Source organism: Pseudomonas sp. NFIX49 (genome assembly GCF_900115915.1).
Taxonomy (GTDB): domain Bacteria; phylum Pseudomonadota; class Gammaproteobacteria; order Pseudomonadales; family Pseudomonadaceae; genus Aquipseudomonas; species Aquipseudomonas pharyngis.
On the sequence record NZ_FOYE01000006.1, the window covers coordinates 61,041 to 74,244 of the forward strand.

General features: G+C 60.4%; 8 protein-coding genes. 2 read left to right on the forward strand and 6 right to left on the reverse strand.

Annotated elements, in window-relative coordinates; all coding sequences use genetic code 11:
- Window positions 1-64: 64 nt before the first annotated feature.
- Window positions 65-2,686, reverse strand: coding sequence for a bifunctional diguanylate cyclase/phosphodiesterase (locus BMZ46_RS18055; RefSeq protein WP_074690599.1), 2,622 nt, complete (start codon window positions 2,684-2,686; stop codon window positions 65-67).
- A 177-nt stretch (window positions 2,687-2,863) separates the two neighbouring features.
- On the opposite strand from BMZ46_RS18055, the gene BMZ46_RS18060 reads away from it, so the two are divergent.
- Window positions 2,864-5,059 (forward strand): OsmC domain/YcaO domain-containing protein, encoded by a 2,196-nt coding sequence (locus BMZ46_RS18060; protein ID WP_074690598.1) that lies wholly within the window; start codon window positions 2,864-2,866, stop codon window positions 5,057-5,059.
- Window positions 5,060-5,126: 67 nt separating this feature from the next.
- Here the strand turns inward: BMZ46_RS18060 and BMZ46_RS18065 are convergent, their stop codons facing one another.
- Together BMZ46_RS18065 and BMZ46_RS18070 are read right to left on the reverse strand one after the other, a co-directional pair.
- The gene (locus tag BMZ46_RS18065) at window positions 5,127-6,425 is read right to left on the reverse strand and encodes a carbohydrate porin (RefSeq protein ID WP_041475272.1); all 1,299 of its coding nucleotides are present in this window, start codon (window positions 6,423-6,425) and stop codon (window positions 5,127-5,129) included.
- An 84-nt stretch (window positions 6,426-6,509) separates the two neighbouring features.
- Window positions 6,510-8,915, reverse strand: a complete 2,406-nt coding sequence (locus BMZ46_RS18070; protein ID WP_074690597.1) for a glucose/quinate/shikimate family membrane-bound PQQ-dependent dehydrogenase — start codon at window positions 8,913-8,915, stop codon at window positions 6,510-6,512.
- 284 nt (window positions 8,916-9,199) lie between these two features.
- On the opposite strand from BMZ46_RS18070, the gene BMZ46_RS18075 reads away from it, so the two are divergent.
- Complete coding sequence (locus BMZ46_RS18075; protein WP_170844928.1) at window positions 9,200-10,171, forward strand: LysR family transcriptional regulator; 972 nt, start codon at window positions 9,200-9,202, stop codon at window positions 10,169-10,171.
- A 72-nt stretch (window positions 10,172-10,243) separates the two neighbouring features.
- Here BMZ46_RS18075 and BMZ46_RS18080 read toward each other — a convergent pair whose 3' ends face one another.
- The 3 genes from BMZ46_RS18080 to BMZ46_RS18090 all read right to left on the reverse strand — a co-directional run bounded on the left by BMZ46_RS18080 (window position 10,244) and on the right by BMZ46_RS18090 (window position 13,193).
- On the reverse strand, window positions 10,244-11,395 hold the full coding sequence (locus BMZ46_RS18080) for an L-dopachrome tautomerase-related protein (protein WP_092163879.1): 1,152 nt from the start codon (window positions 11,393-11,395) through the stop codon (window positions 10,244-10,246).
- 212 nt (window positions 11,396-11,607) lie between these two features.
- Window positions 11,608-12,372, reverse strand: a complete 765-nt coding sequence (locus tag BMZ46_RS18085) for an SDR family oxidoreductase (RefSeq protein WP_011334128.1) — start codon at window positions 12,370-12,372, stop codon at window positions 11,608-11,610.
- A 23-nt stretch (window positions 12,373-12,395) separates the two neighbouring features.
- Window positions 12,396-13,193 (reverse strand): SDR family NAD(P)-dependent oxidoreductase, encoded by a 798-nt coding sequence (locus BMZ46_RS18090; RefSeq protein ID WP_039768382.1) that lies wholly within the window; start codon window positions 13,191-13,193, stop codon window positions 12,396-12,398.
- Window positions 13,194-13,204: the final 11 nt, after the last annotated feature.

A 13,204-nucleotide genomic window follows, 5' to 3' on the forward strand; every position in this document is an offset into this window, starting at 1 on the left:
AAGTTGCCGGATACTGAAGCAAACATTCGTGCTGCGATTGAGCGGATGTGCTGAGTCAGCGTCCTCAGGTCACCCGGCCTTTTCGTTGCCTGGAAGGATCGACAGCGGCGGCTCTTGATGCCTGCAGAAGACTGGCGAAGGCCGCCTTGTCGATCGGGCGACTCATGTAATAACCCTGGACTTCGTTGCATTGATCCTTGCCCAGGATGTCCAGTTGTTCCTCGGTTTCGACGCCTTCGGCGGTCACGGTCAGCCCCATCGCTTTACCCAGTCCGATGATGGCCTGCACCACCGCCCGATCATTGGCGCCGGTGCTGATGGACGCGATGAAGCGTTTGTCGATCTTGATGCCGTCGAACGGGTAGGCACGCAGGTAGCCAAGGGAGGAATAACCGGTGCCGAAGTCGTCCATGTTCAGCCGCACGCCCAGTTCCTTGAGCGCGTTCATGGTGGTCAACGCGCCGTCCGTGTCGTTGAGCATCACGTTCTCGGTGATTTCCAGCTCCAGCCGGCTGGCCGGGAAGCGAGTGCCGACCAGCACTTCACGTACATCTTCGACCACATCGCTGATCGCAAACTGCGCAGGTGACAGGTTCACCGACAGGAGAATGTCCGCCGGCCACGTAAGCGCCGTTTCACAAGCCTCACGCAGGACCCAGCGACCCAGGGGAACAATCAGGTCGGTCTGTTCGGCCAGCGGAATGAATAAATCCGGTCCGAGCAACCCTTTTACCGGATGCTGCCAGCGCACCAGAGCCTCGACCGAAACGATTTCCTTGCCATCGACCTTGTATCGGGGTTGATAGTGCAGCACGAACTCGTTGTTCTTCAGGGCCCTGCGCAGGTCGTCCTCCATCTGCCGGCGGGTCTGGATCTGGTCGCTCATGTGCGCTTCGAAATAGCACCAGGTGTTCTTGCCTTCGGATTTGGCCTGGTACAGCGCAATGTCCGCGCAACGGATCAGCTCACTGGCGACGTACCCGTGACGCCGGCTCAGGGCGATTCCGACACTGGCGCCGATGTGCAACGGTTGCTGTTCGAAGAGGATGGGCTGATGCAGGCTGCCGATCAGGCGTGTGCAGAATCTGTCGATCTCCTGATGCGTGTCCATGCCGCAGAGCACCACGACGAACTCATCACCGCCCAGACGGGCGACGATATCGTGGTCGCGCGTGCATTCGCGCAGACGGCCGGCAACCTCTTGCAACACCGCATCGCCGGCCGGGTGCCCGAGGGAATCGTTGATCGGCTTGAAATTGTCCAGGTCAATCATCAGCACCGATAAAGGCGGAGCGTGCTCCTTGAGCAACAGGGCGTCATCCAGATAGCGCGACAGTTTGTTGCGGTTGGGCAGTCCCGTCAGCGCGTCATGCAAGGACAGATGCTGGATCTGCGCATGGGCGGCGACTTCATCGGTGATGTCGCTGGCCGTGCCGCGATAGCCGACGACTGCCGTACTTTCCACGATCGGCCTGGCCGAGAGACGGCAGTGGCGCTGTTGCCCCTTGCGGTCGCGATAGGTGCAGCGCAGGTCGCTGGCATTGCTCTCCTCATCCAGTTTTTTCAGCCACAGATCCAGCGGAGTGGTGTCGCACGCCAGCAAGTGCCCGATGTGTTTCCCGATCCACTGCGCCTGCGGATAGCCGGTGACCGCGCTGAACCGGGTCGACAGATAGGTGATGGACAACGCTTCATCCACCTCCCAGATCCAGTCGGACGCCGCTTCGGCCACCGCCCGAAAGCGCTCCTCGCTGGCTTCCAGTGCGCGGTTGGACGCCAGCAGTGCCTGATTCGACGCCTGCATCGCTTCAAAACTGTCGTCGACGTACCGCGAGGAACGTAACGCATGACGAAAGAACCAGACCGTCAGGGCCATCAGCACGAGCAAAGCGGGGCCGAGCGTTGGCAGCAACGACCAGAGCAGATGCTGGCCCGGTCGTTCCAGATCTGCAACGAGGCTGTATCCGGTGCTGTCCAGCGGGACGCGAGGCTGGCCCGGGTCGATGGTGCCGTCCGGTGCCAGCGTCAGATTGTTCAGGCCGTACCCGCTGCCGATCTTGCGCAACTTGGTGGGCGTCAACTTGTCGACGAATACCAGTACCGAAGTCTTTTGTGGATCGCCTATCGGGCGCTCATCGTTGGGAATGATCGCCGCCGCGGTGACCAGCGCCGGCCAGTCTTCGAACAATGAATAAGTACTGACGGGCCTGGTCAGGTCGGGCTGACTCTGCACTTGCTCCACCAGACTGTTCGCCGAAAGCTGAAGGAACTGGGGCAGTTGCGCATTGAGCAATTGCCCGCGAACGACGGCGTATTTGGTGCGTTCCCGATCCAGCACGAACAGACCGTCATAGCCGTCGCTGGTAAACAGGGTCTTGCCCATGTTCTGCTCGGTGTACGCCCAGTTCGTGTCGACCGTACCGCTCAAACGTTCATACGCTGTCGTCCAGTAGGCGTAACTGGTGATGTAGTTCTTGGATGCGGTAATCCGGTTTTCCAGCGCCCGGGCCGAATAGAACCGGACGTCATTGACGTCCTCCTCATCCAGTTGAGTGGCAATGCCGAGCAACGCAGCGGTCGCCGCCATCACCCCGACAATGAACAGCGCGCCCACCGCAATGGCCAGACGCCGGGTGACAGAGCCCTGCAGGGTGGGTAACGACGTCGCACGGCTGGAAATGTCCATTTGCTCGTCCTTGATCCGGTACTTCTTCAATCTAGAACATCTTCGGCTTCGAGATGTTCAGAAGTTCGCCAAATGTGTCTGACCGCTCAGGCCCCGTTGCGCAAAAGCACAAGACTTCACGCTCAAAAGCCGGATAATGGCGGCCAATTTGTTTAGCCCGCTATTCTGGTAACCCGCATGGAAATCAAGGTCAATTTTCTCGACAACCTCCGACTCGAAGCCAAGTTCGATGACTTCACGGTGGTGGCCGACCAACCGATCCGTTACAAGGGCGATGGCTCTGCACCGGGTCCGTTCGACTATTTCCTGGCGTCGTCGGCCTTGTGCGCGGCTTACTTCGTAAAGTTGTACTGCAGTACCCGCAATATCCCGACCGAAAACATTCGTCTGTCGCAGAACAACATTGTCGACCCGGAAAACCGCTACAACCAGATCTTCAAGATCCAGGTCGAGCTGCCGGCAGACATCTCGGAGAAGGATCGCCAGGGCATCCTGCGCTCGATTGACCGTTGCACGGTGAAGAAGGTGGTGCAGGCCGGGCCGGAATTCGTGATCGAGGAAGTCGAGAACCTCGACGCCGATGCCCAGGCCCTGCTGATGCCGGTTTCCACGTCCGGCGCGGGCACCTGCATTGCCGGCAAGGACCTGCCGCTGGAACAGACCATCGCCAACATGTCGGGGATTCTGGCCGACCTGGGCATGAAGATCGAAATCGCATCGTGGCGCAACATCGTGCCCAACGTCTGGTCGCTGCACATCCGCGATGCGCAGTCGCCGATGTGCTTCACCAACGGCAAGGGCGCGACCAAAGAGAGCGCGCTGGCCTCGGCGCTGGGCGAGTTCATCGAGCGGCTCAACTGCAACTTCTTCTACAACGATCAGTTCTGGGGCGAAGAGATCGCCAATGCCGAGTTCGTGCATTACCCGGACGAGCGCTGGTTCAAGCCCGGAGCCAAGGATGAGTTGCCTGCGGAAATCCTCGACGAATACTGCCTGGGCATTTACAACCGCGACGGCGAACTGCGCGGCTCGCACCTGTTCGACACCAACTCCGGCAACACCCAGCGCGGCATCTGCTCGCTGCCGTTCGTGCGTCAGTCCGACGGTGAAGTGGTGTATTTCCCGTCCAACCTGATCGAGAACCTGTTTCTCAGCAACGGCATGAGCGCCGGCAACACCCTGGCCGAAGCGCAGGTGCAGTGCCTGTCGGAAATCTTCGAGCGGGCGGTCAAACGCGAAATCCTCGAAGGCGAAATGGCCCTGCCGGATGTGCCGCAAGAGGTGCTGGCGAAGTACCCGGGCATCCTCGCCGGGATCCAGGCGCTGGAAGAGCAGGGCTTCCCGGTGCTGGTCAAGGACGCGTCGCTGGGCGGTGAATTCCCGGTGATGTGCGTGACGCTGATGAACCCGCGCACCGGCGGCGTGTTCGCCTCGTTCGGCGCGCACCCGAGCTTCGAAGTGGCGCTGGAACGCAGCCTTACCGAGTTGCTGCAGGGCCGCAGCTTCGAAGGCCTCAACGATCTGCCACAGCCGACCTTCTCGGGCCAGGCCGTGACCGAACCGAACAACTTCGTCGAGCACTTCATCGATTCCAGCGGCGTGGTGTCGTGGCGCTTCTTCAGCGCCAAGGCCGACTTCGAATTCGTCGAGTGGGATTTCTCCGGCAACGGCGAAAACTCCAACGCCGAAGAGGCCGCAACGCTGTTCGGCATCCTCGAAGACATGGGCAAGGAAGTCTACATGGCGGTCTACGAGCACATCGGCGCCAAGGCGTGCCGCATTCTGGTGCCGGACTATTCGGAGATCTATCCGGTAGAAGACCTGATCTGGGACAACACCAACAAAGCGCTGCAATTCCGTGCGGACATTCTCAACCTGCACAACCTGAGCAAAGTCGGCCTGCGCAACCTGGTCAAAGGCCTGGAACACAGCGAGCTGGACGATTACACCGACATCACCACGCTGATCGGCATCGAGTTCGACGACAACACGCCATGGGGCAAGTTGACCATTCTCGAACTGCGCCTGCTGATCTACCTCGCCTTGCAGAAGTACGAGCAGGCCAAGGATCTGGTCGAAGCCTTCCTGCAATACAACGACAACACCGTCGAGCGCGGCTTGTTCTATCAAGCGGTCAACGTCGTGCTGGAAATGGAGCTGGACGAGGATCTGCAGCTGGAAGACTACGAAGCCAACTTCCGCCGCATGTTCGGCGACGAGCGCATGGACGCGGCGATCGGCTCGGTCAATGGCAGCGTGCGCTTCTACGGTTTGACGCCGACCAGCATGAAACTGGAGGGGCTGGATCGGCATCTGCGCCTGATCGAGAGCTACAAGAAACTGCACGCGGCGCGGGCCAACTTCGCGGGTTGATTCGGTTGGCGGCACGTACAAAAAAAGCACCTTCGGGTGCTTTTTTTGTGGTCGGCAGATGATGGTGTCAGAGCGCGGCTTTCACCTGCAATCCAAACACCAACGCATTGTCGATGTCCTGGCCGGAGAACGCGCCTGGCTCAATGATGTATTGCACATTCGGGCGCAGCGTCAGCCAAGGCGTGGCCTGATAGCCGTAACCGAGTTCGATCAATTGTTCGGCGCTGTCCAGATTGGGGAACGCGGCGCCATTGGCCATGGCGGTGTCCTGCAGCACATCGCGGCTGCGCGGGTTCGGCACTGCGCGGCCATAGCCCAGCGCCACGGTGTCACGCGGGCGGCCTTCGAAAGGCTTGTACAGAACCAGACCGGTGCCGTACCACTTGCTGAACGGCGAAGCTGCTTCGCTGGCCGCCGAGTATTGGCCGAAAGCGTGCAGGCTGCGACCTTCGGAGACATCCGAAGCCCACACGGCCTGGTCGATCAGGACGTAATGGCCGCCGCGTCCGGACACTTCCTTGTCACTGCCGATGCGTTTGACGTCGGAGCTGTCGTAGTAATACCCGAGCTTGTACTCGCCGGGCAGTTTGCCGGCCTGCTTGTAGACCAGCTCGATCGGCACCACGGTGCCGGTGGTGTGTTTCGGGCCCAAGTGCCAGGCACGGCTGGAATTGCCGTTACTCTCCGGATCGACATTGAACGCGGCCACGCGCAGTTGCCAGGCCGGGGAGAGGTCGTATTTCACCCGCACACCCAGGTGGGCGTTGGGGTAGTTGGTCCAGCCACTGCCACCGGACATGTTCAGCGGATGGCCGCAGAAACCGGCGTTCATGAAGTTGCAGAGAATGCCGCTGTCGAGGCCGCCGAGGTCGTTGCCCATGGCCATGTAGCCGAGTTTGACGTTCAGTGCCGGGGTGAACAGGCTGCGCTCGTAGCTCAGCTCGGTCAGGCGGGTGTAGAGGCCGCCGTAGTTTTCCTGGATCGGCAGACGGTTGCCGACCAGATCTTCGGAGGCACTGTTGCCGCGTCGATCGTTGATGGTCAGCTGAATCTTGCCGGCGTTATCGACGCCGTACAGTTTGCTCAGGTCGAACTGCGCACCGAGCTTGATGTTCTGCGAGTAACGCGCCGAGCGATGCAGGCCGCCGTCGGCGTTGTAGGCGGTTTCGCCGGTGTAATCACCGGTGAACTTGATGCCGTCTTCGTCGAACTGGTGGCGCAGGCCGCCCCAGTCGCCGGTCAGGGTGCTGCGGGTAAATACGTTCGAATCGGTATCGGCAAGGGCGGGCAGGGCAGCGCCGCAGGTGAGACCGAACAGCATGCCGGTGAAAACCCCGGCGTGAGAAAAGCGAACAGCCAATGACATTGCGCAAATCCAGAGCGAAGGACATGAAACAACGCGGCACCCGAAGGTGCCGCGCACAAGTGAAACGAAGGCGAACGCGACGGTTTACGGCAGGGCGTAAGCCATCACGTAGTCACCGCGATCAGTCGACTGGCGAGCGCCACCGGCGGTGATGACCACGTATTGCTTGCCGGTTTTCGGCGACACATAGGTCATCGGGCCACCCTGACTGCCGACCGGCAGACGCGCTTTCCAGATTTCTTCACCATTGGCGCTGTTGAAGGCGCGCAGGTAGAAGTCCTGGGTGCCGGCGATGAAGATCAGGCCGCCCTGGGTCGACAGCGTGCCGCCGAGGGTTGGCAGACCGATCTTGATCGGCAGGTGCATGCGGATGCCCAAGGGACCGGTGTCTTCAACGGTGCCGACCGGCACTTGCCAGGCGACTTTCTGGGTTTTCATGTCGATGGCGGTCAGCGTACCGAACGGCGGGGCCTGGCACGGAATGCCGGCGACCGACAGGAAGCGGTTTTTGTTCACGGCGTAAGGCGTGCCCTTGAGCGGCACGGCACCCATGCCGGTGTTCAGCGCTTCGCCACCGGAAGAGGCCTGAGCCTTGTTCTGCGACGGGATCATCTGAATCCACAGGCCCAGACGCATGTCGTTGACGAAGATGAAACCGTGCACCGGGTCAGTGGAAATGCTGCCCCAGTTCATGCCGCCCAGCGAACCCGGGAAACTCAGGGATTTGTCAGTGCCCGGCGCGGTGTACAAGCCGTCGTAACGCATCGACTTGAAATCGATCCGGCACAGCAGCTGGTCGTACGGGGTGGCGCCCCACATGTCCGATTCAGTCAAGTGCTGGGCACCGATTTGCGGCATGCCCACGGATTTCGGCTGGGTCGGCGAGTACGGCTCGTTGGGGATATTGGCGGCCTTGACCGGCACTTCCTTTACGTCGGTCAACGGTTTGCCAGTGGCGCGGTCGAGCACGTAAATCTGCCCGGCCTTGGTGCCGATGACCACCGCCGGCACGGTTTTACCGTCCTTGGTGAAGTCGATGAGGCTTGGCTGCATCGGCAGATCGAAGTCCCAGAGGTCGTTGTGCACAGTCTGGAATACCCACTTTTCTTCGCCGCTGTTGGCGTCCAGCGCCAGGACGGAGGCACCGTAGGTGTGATCGAGTTTGCTGCGCTCGACACCATAGATGTCAGTGGAAGAACTGCCCATCGGCAGGAATACGGTGTTGGTCGCCGGGTCGTAGGACATCGGGGCCCAGCTGTTCGGCGTGCTGCGAACATAGGTTTTGCCATCGGCCGGTGCCTGTTTATCCTGCGGGTTGCCCGGGTCGAACGCCCAGCGCATGGCACCGGTCATGACGTCGAAACCACGGATCACGCCGCCCGGCATGTCGGTTTGCACGTTGTCGGCCACACGACCGCCAACCACCACGGTGGTGCCGGCCATCAGCGGCGCCGAGGACAGTTGATAGTAGCTGTCCGGCACATCACCCAGACCGGCCTTCAGATCCACTTGGCCGTTGTTGCCGAAACCCCGGCAGAACTCGCCGGTGTCGGCATCGACTGCGATCAGGCGGGCGTCGATGGTGTTGGTGAGCAAGCGACGCGTGCAGTTGGCGACCGGAGCGGTCGGGGTTTCGCTCACTGGCGAGCTGGCCGGTTTGGCGATGGCGGTGCTGGCGTCGAAATACGCCATTCCTCGGCAACGCTGCCAGACTTTGGACTGAGCGTTGATCGCGTTTTTCCAGAGTTCTTTACCGGTGTCGGCATCCAGTGCGATCAGGTTGTTGTGCGGGGTGCAGATGAAGACTTTATTGCCGATCTGCAGCGGGGTCAGCTGGTCTTCGGCGCCGTTGCCATCGCTCTCGGCGATGTCGCCGGTGTGGTAGGTCCACGCCACTTTCAACTTGTCGACGTTGCTGCGGTTGATCTGGTCCAGCGCGGCGAAGCGGCTGCCGCCTTCGGTATTGCCGTAGTGGGCCCAGTCTTTCTGCGCTTTTTCCGGCTCGACCGGCGTCAGGCCCGGACCGGTGCCGGTAGGGGCGACGGTCGGGTGCGCGACGAACATGTTGCCGGCAGCCACGGCCAGTCCAACGGCCAGAACAGCCGCAACGCCGTAAGCACCGCGACCTGCAACGTCGCCATTGGCGCGTTTGAGCAGCGGATAGACCAGCGCGACCACCAGACCCACCGCGCTGAACATGAACAGGCGCGAGAACACCGGCCAGAACACCAGCCCTGCATCGATCACGGCCCAGATGGCGGTCCCAACCAGAAACGCCGCGAACAGCCAGGCACCGGCAGGCTTGCGCCGCGCGATCAGCAGACCGGAAACGGCCATCACCAGACCACCCACCAGGAAGTACCAGGAGCCTCCCAGGCTGACCAATTTCACACCGCCAGCGGCCAGTGCCAGGCCGAGCAGGGCGATGATCACGCCCAGCCCGACCAGAATGAATGTTGATATGCCCGAGAGGCGTTGACTCTGCTTCACGTTGAATGTCCCGTTGAAATGAGGCGTGCATTATATAGTTAGGTAACTACCTAGTTAAATCACTAAATCAGCATGAAGTGTAGTTTGCTGCTCAGCGAAGCGTCGGATCGGGGGACGGTTTGCGCCTGTAAGGCTGCAAGCGATATTGAAATGCGGTTGAAAGTCGCTTTTCTGTCAGGGGAAGTGGGATTTGTGACAGACATGGTTCGCGCAGTGATCACGCCGGTGCCTGGGCTGATTAGACTAATGGCTAACAGCGCCGGCGCCTGAGCGACGGCTGGGCAATGATCATTTTTCCCATTACGCTGAAAAACTTCGTCCGCACCCTACAGAATTTCGTGATCGTGAAGAAAATAGTCCGCGTAGATGACCTTCAGGTATTCGTCACCACGGCTGCGGCCGGCAGTTTCTCCGCCGCCGCCCGATTGCTCGACATTTCTCCAGCCTTGGCCAGCGGAGCGGTTCAGCGTCTTGAAGGCAGTCTTGGAGCACGGTTGTTCGTTCGCTCGACCCGGCGCTTGAGATTATCGGACGATGGCGAACGCTACCTTTCCCATGCCCGGCAGGCACTCGAAGCGCTCGAAAATGGCGAGATCGCACTAAGTGAAGGTCGCGATGAAATCGCTGGCACGATTCGCTTGTCCATACCGTCGGATATCGGCCGAAACGTGCTGTTGCGATGGCTCGACGAGTTTCAGCAACTGCATCCGAAGGTGCTGTTGCAGTTACGGGTCAGCGATCAGATTGCCGACCTGGTCGGCGAACAACTGGATGCCGGTATCCGTTATGGTTTGCTGGCCGATTCCAGCCTCGTCTCTCTGGCCCTGGCGCCGTCGAACAGAAGAACGGTCTGCGCCTCGCCGGACTATCTGGCCCGCCACGGCCAGCCAGCCACACCTGAAGAATTGGGCAACCATAACTGCCTTCGGTTTGTGATGGGCGAGCAGACCTACGAACGCTGGAGCTTTCATTCGGCGGACGGTGTCAGGACCGTTCAGGTGACGGGCGACCGGGTCAGTGATGATGCCGATATCGTCCGGCGCTGGGCGGTTGCCGGTTTCGGAATCGTCTACAGGTCGAAAATCGATGTGCTGGATGACTTGCGCAGCGGTCGACTGGTGGAGCTTTTCCCGGCAGACGTCGGGCAGCCGGCACCGCTCCAACTCGTCTGCCCCCATCGCACCTCGCTCACACCTGCCGTGCAGGCATTGAGGGCTTTCCTGGCGCAACGCTTCGAACGTTACGTAGCTCATTGAGAACCTGACGAGGCTGCAGGTGCCGCGTCAGGTTCAGGCCTTTGAGCCATACCTCATTGCTCTGACGTTTCTTTAGTACGTCGCTGCAGGCCTGGCGCCGATCTTGACGCGCATCAGGCTGTACGGTTTGACGCGTTTGTCCTGTCCGTCATTAAAACCTGCCGAGCGATGCAGCTGGTTGGCGGTGAAATACAAATAGCCGTCCGGGCCGATCGACAACGTATCGGGCCAAAGCACTCGTGAGTCTTCGACCAGCGTCTGCCAGCGACCGTCCGGCAGGCGTTTGCGAATCGCGTTGTGCTCGTAGTCACCGGCGTACACGGCACCGTCGGCATCGGCTTCAAGACCGTCGGAAGCACCTTTTTCACCGAGGTCGACGACGGCTTTTTCCAGTTCGGCATCGCTCACACCCGGATCACGCAACAGGGCAGTCGGCACGGCGTACAGATGCCTGCTCGATAACGGGCAGAAGTAAAGCGTCTTGCCATCACTGGACAGGGCAATACCGTCAGACGCCACCGTCAACAGGCCGGTTTTGCCTTGAGCATCGCGCGTCACCAGTGCGGGCTTGCCTTCAACCTTCGGGATAAAGGACGGGTCGGCCGAGGTGGATTGGGCACCAGTCAGTTTGCGGCTTGCCTGGCCACTCGCCAGATCGACCACGATGATGCCGCCAGGGCCGCTGACCGAAGAGTCGGTAATGTAGGCGGTCCCTTCCTTGCCTGTACGGAAGTCAAAGCGCACGTCATTGACATAGGTGGTCGGCAGGATGACGTCGTCAGGGAACACAATCGTTTTTGTGATTTTGTCGGAGGCCAGGTCGATCGCCACCAGCTTGGCTCCGCCCGCCTGAGGCGCGGAAAACTTCGGTGCGGCCGTGTCGAGCACCCAGACGCGGCCTTTGCCGTCGGCAACCACACTTTGCACGCTGATGAATCCCTTGGCCGGGTTCCGCGGATCCGCGACATTGGTTTTCAGATCAGGGTAGGGCACAAGCTGACCGTTGGAAATTTCCGCAACGGTGTAGGGCACGTCATCGCCCCAGCGGGGGAAGTTCACGAAGATACGGCCGGTTTCGGTCACCGTCACGCCTGTCGGCATGGCCCCGTTGAACGCGTAAACACGTTCGATGGCGGCGCCTTTGCCCGTATCACTTTGCGCTACGACCACGCCGCTTACGGATACCGCAAAGGCCAGGCCTGCGATTTTAAATAATCTGTTCATGTTCAAGTCCTTGAGCGCCAGTGATATGAGGAGCCTTCAAGCACGAGTCGCGATAAATCAGTGAGCGCGAGAAGGCAGTGACAGGCTATGCACGAAGACCTTCTCCAGACAGAAGCAGATCGCAGGAAGACTTTCCGCATTTTGCGGAAAATACAAAACGGCCAGCCTTCCATCAGGGAGGGCTGGCAGCCTTGACGACAGATGGCTTCAACTCAGGCGACCGGAATCGGGTTCTCCTCCAGTGCCTGGTTGAACTGATTGATCAGCGCATGCTCATTAATGCCTTGGTTGGCTCGCAACGGGACGACCCGATCCACCAACACTTCCGTGGTCGCCGTTTCGAGTTTTTCCAGGGTTTCCCGAATGAATTCGTCGAGCGGCATGGCGCGTTCATCGCCGCTTTTGTGAATCAGGTCGGTGTCGACCCATGGCGGCGCGATCTCCAGCACTTTTACGCGGGTGTCGCGCAGGGTGAAGCGTTGCGACAGCGAGTAGGAGTGAATGGCCGCCTTCGTCGCCGAGTACAACGCTGTCGCAGCCAGTGGCAGATAGGCCAGCACGGAGCTGTTGTTGATGATGAAGGCTTCGGGTTGACGCTTGAGGTGCTCGACGAATGCGGCGCTGACACGCACCGGGCCGAGCAGGTTGGTTTGCAAAAGACTCACCGCCTGTTCGTCGTCGTAATCACCCGAGGCTGGATTATCGAACGGCATGATCCCGGCGTTATTGATGATCACGTTCAGCGAGGGGTGGCGGCGTATGACTTCCTGGGCGACATCCTTGATTTGCTGCGGGTCATTGATGTCCAGCTGGACCGTGTCGATACCGGGATTGGCCCGGGCGATCTCATCCAGCAGGGCCTGTCGACGGCCCGCGATGATGACCTGATTGCCGCGCTGGTGAAATGCCTCGGCCAAAGCGCGGCCAATGCCGGAGGTGCCGCCGGTGATGAAGATCGTGTTAGCGCTGAGTTTCATGATTCATATCCTTTTGATAGCGATCAGTTGGCGTTGTAGCGCGGTGCGAGCCGGTTGCTCGAGAGCTCGGAGAACAAGGCCTGGCGGCTGGCTTCGTAACGCTCGTAACCTTGCAGGTCGTGCATCGAGGGGATGGAGATCAGCACGCCGTTGTCGAAATCCTGCAGGGCGCCGGCAACCAGGTCCTGGGCCGACATCACGATGCCCGGATCCAGATGTTCGACAGGCAATCCACCGATTTGCCAGAAGTCCGTCGCGGTTGCGCCGGGCAGGACGGCCTGAATCCGGATGCCTTTATCCGAGAGTTCCTTGTGCAGGGACTGGGTGAACGCGGTGACGTAGGCCTTACTGCCGCCGTACACGCCGTTGAGCAACTCCGGCGCCAGGCTGACGATCGAGGAAATATTGATCACGGCGCCTCGTTCGCGGGCGACAAAACCTGGAATCGCGGCGTAGGTCAGGCGGGTGAGGGCGGTGACGTTCAGCGTGATCATCTCGGCCATTCGCTCTACATCACTCTCCAGCAGGCCGGTATGGGTGCCGATGCCGGCATTGTTGACCAGCAAAGTGATGCTGGCGTCCTCACGCAACTTGCGTTCTACCTTGGCGAGGTCCTCGGGGCGGCCAAGATCGGCCTGCAACACTTCGATGTTCTGCCGGGTTTCGCTGGTCAGGCGGCTGGCCAGTGCGTTCAGACGTTCGCGGTTGCGCGCCACCAGCACCAGGTCGTAACCCCGGCGGGCAAGGTGTTCGGCGTAAATCGAGCCGATGCCGGTGGACGCGCCGGTGATGAGTGCAGTGCCTTTGTATTGTTGCGACATGATCAAGCTCC

Coding starts and splice junctions, on each gene's coding strand:
- BMZ46_RS18080 (WP_092163879.1), bottom strand. CDS start 11,395: ATGAACAGATTATTTAAAATCGCAGGCCTGGCCTTTGCGGTATCCGTA.
- BMZ46_RS18060 (WP_074690598.1), top strand. CDS start 2,864: ATGGAAATCAAGGTCAATTTTCTCGACAACCTCCGACTCGAAGCCAAG.
- BMZ46_RS18075 (WP_170844928.1), top strand. CDS start 9,200: ATGATCATTTTTCCCATTACGCTGAAAAACTTCGTCCGCACCCTACAG.
- BMZ46_RS18055 (WP_074690599.1), bottom strand. CDS start 2,686: ATGGACATTTCCAGCCGTGCGACGTCGTTACCCACCCTGCAGGGCTCT.
- BMZ46_RS18090 (WP_039768382.1), bottom strand. CDS start 13,193: ATGTCGCAACAATACAAAGGCACTGCACTCATCACCGGCGCGTCCACC.
- BMZ46_RS18065 (WP_041475272.1), bottom strand. CDS start 6,425: ATGTCATTGGCTGTTCGCTTTTCTCACGCCGGGGTTTTCACCGGCATG.
- BMZ46_RS18085 (WP_011334128.1), bottom strand. CDS start 12,372: ATGAAACTCAGCGCTAACACGATCTTCATCACCGGCGGCACCTCCGGC.